This is a genomic window from Luteitalea sp. (genome assembly GCF_022842525.1).
Lineage (GTDB): Bacteria > Acidobacteriota > Vicinamibacteria > Vicinamibacterales > Vicinamibacteraceae > Luteitalea.
Genome location: NZ_JALHPM010000242.1, coordinates 1 through 7,854 on the forward strand (window position 1 = coordinate 1; position 7,854 = coordinate 7,854).

7 protein-coding genes are annotated in these 7,854 nt (G+C 68.8%); all 7 read right to left on the minus strand.

Features of this window, described 5'->3' with window-relative positions:
- Positions 1 to 137: 137 nt before the first annotated feature.
- Positions 138 to 1,568, minus strand: coding sequence for an amidophosphoribosyltransferase (gene purF, locus Q0C41_RS27995; RefSeq protein WP_291989710.1), 1,431 nt, complete (start codon positions 1,566 to 1,568; stop codon positions 138 to 140).
- Positions 1,569 to 1,699: 131 nt separating this feature from the next.
- Positions 1,700 to 3,940, minus strand: a complete 2,241-nt coding sequence (gene purL / locus Q0C41_RS28000) for a phosphoribosylformylglycinamidine synthase subunit PurL (protein ID WP_291989711.1) — start codon at positions 3,938 to 3,940, stop codon at positions 1,700 to 1,702.
- 35 nt (positions 3,941 to 3,975) lie between these two features.
- Positions 3,976 to 4,176: a hypothetical protein gene (locus tag Q0C41_RS28005; protein WP_291989713.1), complete on the minus strand. Its 201-nt coding sequence runs from the start codon at positions 4,174 to 4,176 to the stop codon at positions 3,976 to 3,978.
- A 26-nt stretch (positions 4,177 to 4,202) separates the two neighbouring features.
- Entirely contained in the window at positions 4,203 to 4,904 is a 702-nt protein-coding gene (gene purQ, locus Q0C41_RS28010) for a phosphoribosylformylglycinamidine synthase subunit PurQ (protein WP_291989715.1), read from the minus strand.
- 13 nt (positions 4,905 to 4,917) lie between these two features.
- A complete protein-coding gene (gene purS / locus Q0C41_RS28015; protein ID WP_291989717.1) occupies positions 4,918 to 5,178 on the minus strand; it encodes a phosphoribosylformylglycinamidine synthase subunit PurS in 261 nt (86 codons plus the stop codon).
- A gap of 49 nt (positions 5,179 to 5,227) precedes the next feature.
- Positions 5,228 to 6,529 (minus strand): adenylosuccinate lyase, encoded by a 1,302-nt coding sequence (gene purB, locus Q0C41_RS28020; RefSeq protein WP_291989719.1) that lies wholly within the window; start codon positions 6,527 to 6,529, stop codon positions 5,228 to 5,230.
- A gap of 40 nt (positions 6,530 to 6,569) precedes the next feature.
- A partial coding sequence (locus Q0C41_RS28025; protein WP_291989721.1) for a pitrilysin family protein occupies positions 6,570 to 7,854 on the minus strand: 1,285 nt, incomplete at its 5' end.

The window sequence follows — 7,854 nt, forward strand, 5'->3', positions numbered from 1 at the left end:
CCGCTGTCGGCGACGGTGGCGCCTGACTGGCAGGGCGGGCCGGTCGGGCAGGGGCCTGCGCACGGGCAGGCGCGCCCCCGAGGGCCACGACCATCGCAGCGGCCAGCACGACGCGGCACGACGGCGGTACGGTCACGTCAGACCTGCTCCTCCAGCATCAGACTGGGCTTGTCGAGCTTCAGCGCGAGCTGCAGGTAGGCGTCCTGGTCCTTCGGGAACTCGATCGGGTACGTCCCGGTGTAGCAGGACGTGCAGTAGTGGGACGTGTCCGGGGTCACCGCGCGGAGCATGCCGTCGAGGCTGAGGTACGCCAGCGAGTCGGCATCGAGATAGGTGCGAATCTCCTCGAGGGTGTGCGTCGCGGCGATCAGCTCCGAGCGGCGGGGGGTGTCCACGCCATAGAAGCACGGCGAGATCGTCGGCGGGCAGCTGATGCGCATGTGGACCTCGCGCGCGCCAGCGGCCTTCACCATCCTGACGATCTTGCGGCTGGTGGTGCCGCGAACGATGGAGTCGTCGATGAGGACGACGCGTCGCCCCTCGAGGATGCTGCGCACCGGGTTCAACTTGACGCGCACGCCGAAGTGCCGGATGGATTGCTGCGGCTGGATGAACGTCCGCCCGACGTAGTGGTTGCGGATGAGCCCCATGCGCATCGGAATGCCCGACATCTCGGAGAAGCCGATGGCGGCGCAGACGCCGGAGTCGGGAATGGGCACGACCACGTCGGCCTCGACCATCGACTCCTCGGCCAGGCGGCGCCCCATGGCCGTGCGCGCCTCGTTGACGCTGCGACCGAACACGTAGCTGTCGGGACGGGCGAAGTATACGTGCTCGAAGACACAGTGCGACTTGGCCGCCGGCGGGAAGGGCTTGTGCGAAACGAGACCGGCGGCCGTGATGACCACGACTTCGCCGGGCTCGACGTCACGGACGTACGTCGCGCCGATCAGGTCGAGGGCACAGGTCTCGGAGCAGGCAATCCACGCGTCGCCGAGGCGGCCGAGGGCCAGCGGCCGGAAGCCGTGCGGGTCGCGCGCCGCGATGAGGCGGTCGGGCGACATCATCAGGATGGAGTAGGCCCCCTGCACCTGCGCCAGCGATTCGATGGCAGCCAGCTCCTGCGAGATGGCCTTCGACCGCGCGAAGAGGTGCAGCACCACTTCCGTGTCGCTGCTGGTCTGGAAGATGGAGCCCTTCGACACGAGGTCGCGGCGAATCTCTCCGGCGTTGACGATGTTGCCGTTGTGGCAGATCGACATCTGGCCGTGGACGCAGTCGATCAGGAACGGTTGGGCGTTGGCCAGCCGGCTCTCGCCCGCCGTCGAGTACCGCGTGTGGCCGATCGCGCTCTGACCGGTGAGGCTCGACAACGTGCGGTCGTCGAAGATGTCGGCCACGTATCCCATGCCGCGGGCCACCGTGACGTGATGTCCGTCGGCCGCCGCGATCCCGGCGCTCTCCTGTCCGCGATGCTGCAGGGCGTACAGCCCCAGGTACGTCAGGTTGGCCGCTTCGGAATGTCCGAAGATGCCAAAGACGCCGCATTCTTCCTTGAGCTCGTCCACCTGACCTCCGTCTGCGCTGACGCTGACGGCCGGCTCGGAGAGCCGGCCCTACCCACTGCCCCGCCCCGGCTCGGTGAGCCGGCCCTCCCACTGCCCCGCCCCGGCTCGGAGAGCCGGCCCTACCCACGTGTCTAGCCGCGCACGGGTGCCGCCAGGGCGTCTTCGAGTGCGCTGGCCCAGACCGTCTGCAATTCGCTGACCGTCGCCACGACGACCGGTTCGCCGTCGACCGCGATCCTCAGCGTGGTCCCGCCCGTCGTTCCGATCACTCCGGCCACCACCCCGGCGGTCGCGGCCTGGTCCAGCACCGTCGTCAGGTGCTCGGGCGAGACCGCCAGCAACACACGGCCCGCCGATTCACTGAACAGCGTGGCGTGAGCCACCGGCACGCCGGCGGGCCCGGTCACGCCACGGACATCGACGGTCGCGCCGACGCCGGGCTGCCCGAAGGTGCACTCGGCCAACGCCACCGCGAGGCCGCCTTCCGAGCAGTCGTGCGCCGACGCCACGAGTCCTGCCCCGATGAGCTGCGGCAGCAGCGCCTGCAGGGCCCGCTCGTGCCCGAGTTCGATGGCCGGCGGCATGCCGCGGACTTCGCCATGGATCCGATGCAGGTACTCCGTGGCCCCGAGTTCTGCCCGCGTCTCGCCGAGCAGCACGATCTTCAGACCGTCGGAGGGGAACGCCTGGCCGATCACCTTCGACGCATCCTCCACCAGCCCGACGATGCCCAGCACCGGCGTCGGGTAGATCGCCTTGCCGTCGGTCTCGTTGTAGAGGCTGACGTTGCCGCCCGTGATCGGTACCGCGAAGGCCCGGCAGGCCTCGCCGATGCCGGCCACGGCTTCGACGAACTGCCACATGATCTCGGGCTTCTCGGGGTTCCCGAAGTTCAGGTTGTTGGTGGCCCCGATCGGGATGCCACCGGCCAGCGCGACGTTGCGGGCCGCCTCGGCGACGGCGAGCATCGCGCCACGCTTCGGGTCGGTCTGGCCGTAGCGCCCGTTGCCATCGACCGACATCGCCAGCGCCCGGTTGGTCCCCTTGACGCGGACGACCGGTGTGCCGCGCCCCGCCAGACAGAGCGTGTTGGTGCGCACCATGTGGTCGTACTGCCGGTAGATCCACTGCTTGCTGGCGATCGTCGGCGACGCGAGGAGGCTGGTGAGGACGTCGGCGGTGGCGGGAAACGCCTTGAAATGCGTGGGGTCGAGCTTCTGGATCTCGTCCAGCCACGCCGGGCGCTGGCTGGGCCGGTCGTAGAGCGGCGCTTCGTCGGCCAGCGCGCGGGCCGGCACCTCGGCCACCACCACGCCGTGCTCGCGCACCCGGACCAAGCCATCGTCGGTGACGTGGCCGATGCAGACGGCGTGCAGGTCCCACTTCTCGAAGATCCGCTCGACGTCGGCCTCACGACCGGCGTGGACCACGAAGAGCATGCGCTCCTGCGATTCCGACAGCATGATCTCGTACGGCGTCATCCCGGTCTCGCGCTGTGGCACCTTCGTGACTTCGACGTCCATGCCGACGTGCCCGCGCGCACTCATCTCCGACGTCGCGCACGAGAGCCCCGCGGCCCCCATGTCCTGCAGGCCGATCAGCGCGCCGGTCTTGAGCACCTCGAGACACGCCTCGAGCAGCAGCTTCTCCATGAACGGGTCGCCCACCTGCACGGCCGGTCGCTTCTCCGCCGACGCATCGTCGAACTCGGCCGAGGCCATCGTGGCGCCGTGGATGCCGTCGCGACCCGTGCTGGCGCCGACGTAGTACACGGCGTTGCCGGTCCCTTCCGCCTTACCCTTGACGATGCCGTCGGCCGGGGCGATCCCGAGACAGAACACGTTCACGAGCGGGTTGCCGGCGTAGCAGGCATCGAAGAAGGCCTCTCCACCGACGGTCGGGATCCCGATGCTGTTGCCGTAGCCGGCGATGCCGGCGACCACGCCGGTGACCACGCGCTTCGTGCCGGGCTTGCCGAGCTCGCCGAAGCGCAGCGAGTCGAGCAGCGCAATCGGACGCGCGCCCATCGTGAAGATGTCGCGGATGATGCCACCGACGCCCGTCGCCGCGCCCTGGTAGGGCTCGATGAACGACGGATGGTTGTGGCTCTCGATCTTGAAGACGGCGGCGAGCCCGTCACCGATGTCGACGGCGCCCGCGTTCTCGCCGGGCCCCTGCAGCACGCGCGGCCCCTGCGTGGGCAGGGTCTTGAGATGGATGCGCGAGCTCTTGTAGCTGCAGTGCTCGGACCACATCACCGAGAACATGCCGAGTTCGGTCATGTTCGGCTCGCGGCCGAGGATGCCCAGGATGCGGGCGTATTCGTCTTCCTTGAGACCGTGACGGGCGAGGACGTCTGGCGTGATGGGCATCGGGTTCTGTCGAGCGAAAACGGACGGCGACCGCCTCAGCGGCGGGCGATGCGGAGCATGACGAAGGTGGCGATGACCAGATCGGCGACGACGACGAGGCCGAACGCGAGGGCCAGCTGCTCGGGCTCGATGCCGAGGTCGACGACCCCGGTCAGGGCCAGCACCGCCAGCACGGCGAACAGGGCCGCCGACGCGAACAGCAGGTAGGCGATGACCATCGGGTTCTTCTGTTCCATCGCGTGCTCCAGCGAGACGAACGGACCTAGGCGACGCCGGCCGTCAGCCGGCGCAACACCGATTCGAACAGCACCAGCCCGTCGTCGCTGCCGAGGACCTTCTCGCAGGCGCGCTCGGGATGCGGCATGAGGCCGACGACGTTGCGTCCGGCATTGCACACGCCGGCGATGTTGTTGAGCGAGCCGTTGGCGTTGGCTTCGGGGGTGATCTCACCAGCCGCCGTGGCGTACCGGAAGATGACCTGGCGGTTCGCCTCGAGACGCGCGAGCACGTCCGGCTCGGCGAAGTACTGCCCTTCGCCGTGTGCGATCGGCAGGTGCAGGACCTGGCCCGTCGTGCAGGCGGCCGTGAACGGGGTGTCGACCTGTTCGACACGGACATCGACGTGCGCACAGCGGAACTGCACCTGCTGATTGCGGATCAGCGCGCCATCGAGCAGGCCCGCCTCGCACAGGATCTGGAACCCGTTGCAGATGCCCAGCACCGGCCCGCCCTGCGCAGCGAAGGCGGAGACGGCCTGCATGACCGGCGAAAAACGGGCGATCGCGCCGGTGCGCAGATAGTCGCCATACGAGAACCCGCCGGGCAGGATGACCACGTCGGCCCCCTGCAGCGACGTGTCCTTGTGCCACAGGAACTCGGCCGGCTGACCGAGCACGTGCTTCACGGCGTGATAGGCGTCATGGTCGCAGTTGGACCCCGGAAACACCACTACGGCGAATTTCATCGCATCCGCTCCTTCAGGCGACCGGGGCCGGCGACTCGAGCCGGAAGCTCTCGATGACCGGGTTGGCCAGCAGCGTCCCGGAGACGTCGCGCACGAGCGCCTCGGCGGCCGAGGCGTCGGCGGCCTCCACCTGCACCTCGAAGTACTTGCCCTGGCGCACGTGCGCCACGCCCGCATAGCCGAGGCTGTGCAGCGACTCGACGATGGTGCGGCCTTGGGGATCGAACACGGAGGGCTTGAGGGTGACGAAGACGCGGACGGTGAAAAGGGGCATAGGGCTCGGGGCTCAGGGCTGAAAGGGCGTGAGGCTCAGGGCTCAGGGCTCAGGGCGCCTGACCGAAGACGCGGGCAAACAGCGTGTCGACGTGCCGCAACTGCTCGTCGAGGCTGAACGTGCGGTCGATCTCGTCGCGGGTCAGCACGCCCATGATGTCGGTGTCGGCCAGCAGCAGTTCGCGGAAGTCGCGCTGCTCGTGGAACGACCGCATCGCATTGCGCTGCACCCAGAGGTAGGCCTGTTCGCGGGACACGCCGCGACGGGCGAGTTCGAGCAGCACCTGTCCGGAGAACACCACGCCGCGCGAGCGCCCGATGTTCTCGAGCATCCGCTCCGGGTAGGCGACCATGCCGGCCACGATGCGCGTGAAGCGGCGAATCATGTGGTCGAGTGCCAGGAAGCTGTCGGGCAGGATGACGCGCTCGACCGAGGAATGCGAGATGTCGCGCTCGTGCCACAACGCGACGTTCTCGAGGGCCGCCACGGCGTTGGCCCGGACGATTCGGGCCAGGCCACACACCTGCTCGCAGCCGACGGGGTTGCGCTTGTGCGGCATGGCCGAGGAGCCCTTCTGGCCCTTGGCGAACGGCTCCTCGACTTCCCCGAGTTCGGTCTTCTGCAGGCCGCGAATCTCGAGGGCGAACTTCTCGAGCGACGCGGCGGTGATGGCCAGCGTGGTCATGAGTTCGGCATGGCGATCGCGCGAGATGACCTGCGTCGCGATGGGCGCCGGCGTCAGCCCGAGACGCTGACAGACGCCGGCTTCGATCTCCGGCGGCAGGTGCGCGAAGGTGCCGACCGCGCCCGAGATCTTGCCGACGCTGACGACCTCGCGCGCCCGACGTACGCGGACGATGTCCCGCTGCACCTCGGCGTACCACAGCGCCAGCTTGAGGCCGAAGGTCATGGGCTCGGCGTGCACGCCGTGCGTGCGGCCCATCATCGGCATCCGCTTGTGCTCGAACGCGCGCACCTTGATGGCCGCGGCCAGCGCGTCGAGATCCTCGAGGATCAGGTCGCACGCCTCGCGCATCTGCAGCGCCAGCGCCGTATCGACGACGTCCGACGACGTCAGGCCGAAGTGGAGCCAGCGCGCCGCCGGGCCGACCCGCTCGGCGACGGCCGTCGTGAACGCGATGACGTCGTGCTGGGTCGTCTGCTCGATCTCGTCGATGCGGGCGATGTCGAATCCGGCCTTGTCGCGCAGTTCGCGCGCGGCGTCGGCGGGCACGACGCCGGCCTCGGCCATGGTGTCGGTGGCCGCGAGTTCCACCGCGAGCCAGGTCTCGAAACGGCGTTGCTCGGCCCAGATGGCGGACATGGCCGGCTGTGCGTAGCGTCGAATCATCTGTGGTCAGGCGGCTCCCGTGCCGCCACGGAGGCGAGGGTCAGGCCTTCGCCAGTCCCGAGAAATCGAGGGCGGCCGGTCCGGCCGGCCCCAGCACCGTCACCCCGACGGTGTCCTGCGTGAACAGTTCGCCGGCCACCCGCTGCACGTCAGCGGTGGTCGTGTTCTCGATGCCGGCAATGATCTCGTCGAGCGTGATGTGCCGACCGAAGTACATCTCCTGCCGGGCCAGGTGCGTCATGCGGCTCGAGGTGCTCTCGAGGCCGAGCATCAGGCTGCCCTTCAGGTGGTCCTTGGCGCGACGCAGTTCCTCGTCGCTGACCGGATCGGTGCGCATCGTCCGCAGTTCCTGACCGACGAGATCGACCACCTCGGGCACGCTCTCGGCCGCGCAGCCGGCATAGACCGACAGCATGCCCGTATCGCGGTACGAGGAGACGCCGCTGAAGACCGCGTAGGCCAGCCCACGCTGCTCGCGGATGGTCTGGAACAGCCGCGAGCTCATCGACCCGCCGAGGATGACGTTCAACAGGTACGCGGGATAGCGATCGCCGTGGGCCTGCGGGTAGCCGGGCGTGCCGATGACGATGTGGCTCTGTTCGAGGTCCTTGATGCGCTCGATGTGCGGTGGGCGCGCGGCCGGTGGCTCTTCCTGCCAGTCCGCACCGGCATCGGCGACCCCGCCGAAGGCCTCCTCGACCATGCCGCGCAGCGCGGCATGCTCGAAGTTGCCGGCCGCCGAGACGATCAGGTTGCGCCCGACATAGGCACTGCGGAAGTAGGCCTGCAGGGCGTCGCGCGTGAAGCGGCTGACCGTCTCGGGCGTGCCGAGGATGGGGCGACCGAGCGGGTGGTCGGCCCAGTACTGCTCGGTGAAGAGCTCGTGGACGAGGTCGTCAGGCGTGTCCTCGACCATCTTGATCTCTTCGAGGATGACCTTCTTCTCGCGCTCGATCTCGTCGGCCGGGAACGCCGGATGCAGCACCAGGTCCGACAGGATGTCGAAGGCCCGCGGCAGGTGCTCGTCCATCACCTTGATGTAGTAGCCGGCGTACTCCTTCGACGTGAAGGCGTCGAGGTTGCCGCCCATCGAGTCGAACTGCTGCGCGATCTCCTGCGCACTGCGTCGCTCGGTGCCCTTGAAGAGCATGTGCTCGATGAAGTGCGCGATGCCGCCCTGCGCTGGTTCCTCGTGGCGCGATCCCCGCGCCAGCCAGACGCCGAGACTGACCGACCGGACGTGCGGCATCGTCTCGGTGACGAGCCGGACGCCATTGGGGAGCGTGTCGTGGACGATCATCGGAAGGTGTCCCCGGCGCCCCGCG